The sequence below is a fragment of the Vibrio sp. 1401 genome, from assembly GCF_033340295.1.
In genome coordinates this window covers 1-626 of the sequence record NZ_JAWOWF010000502.1, presented here as the reverse complement: position 1 = coordinate 626, position 626 = coordinate 1, and the positions used below count along the sequence as shown (strand labels likewise).

The window sequence follows — 626 nt, the reverse complement described above, 5'->3', positions numbered from 1 at the left end:
CTGTACTCTTGCTGCCAGTCCAGATCTCTCTCTTGGTTTAGCTCGGCTTCACATTCTGGACGCTGGAAAACAAACACTTTCTCTGGCTTCCAACGACTGTCCATGATCGCTTTGTCAACCAAAGGTTTGTACGGAATGATTTTGCTGATTTCAATGCCACACGATGCCGTCATAATGACTTTTGGCTCTGCATCTTCAATACGTACCGCCAGCTCATTAGGCGCAAAACCACCAAACACAACTGAGTGAATCGCACCCAAACGTGCACAAGCAAGCATTGCCATTGCCGCTTCTGGGATCATCGGCATGTAAACAACAACTCGGTCGCCTTTTTCAACGCCTTGGGCAGACAGCATACCGGCAATTTTCGCAACTTGATCGCGTAGCTCTCGGTAAGTGTAAGTCTTTTTATTTCCCGTTACTGGTGAGTCATAAATTAGCGCAGTATTATCACCACGTCCTTGTTCGCAATGGTAATCCAGTGCCAACCAAGACGTATTCATCACCCCATCTGGGAACCAACGTTCGATGCCGTTCTCATCAGATTTCAAGATGGTTTTAGGAGATTCAAACCAGTCGATATTCTCCGCGTGAGCGCGCCAAAAACTCTCCGGTTCGTTTTTCGC

At 47.4% G+C, this 626-nt stretch carries 1 protein-coding gene; it reads right to left on the bottom strand.

From position 1 onward, the window contains the following. Positions 1-626, bottom strand: a 626-nt coding sequence (locus R7Z77_RS26480; RefSeq protein ID WP_318137188.1) for an AMP-binding protein, incomplete at both ends; no start/stop codon positions are given.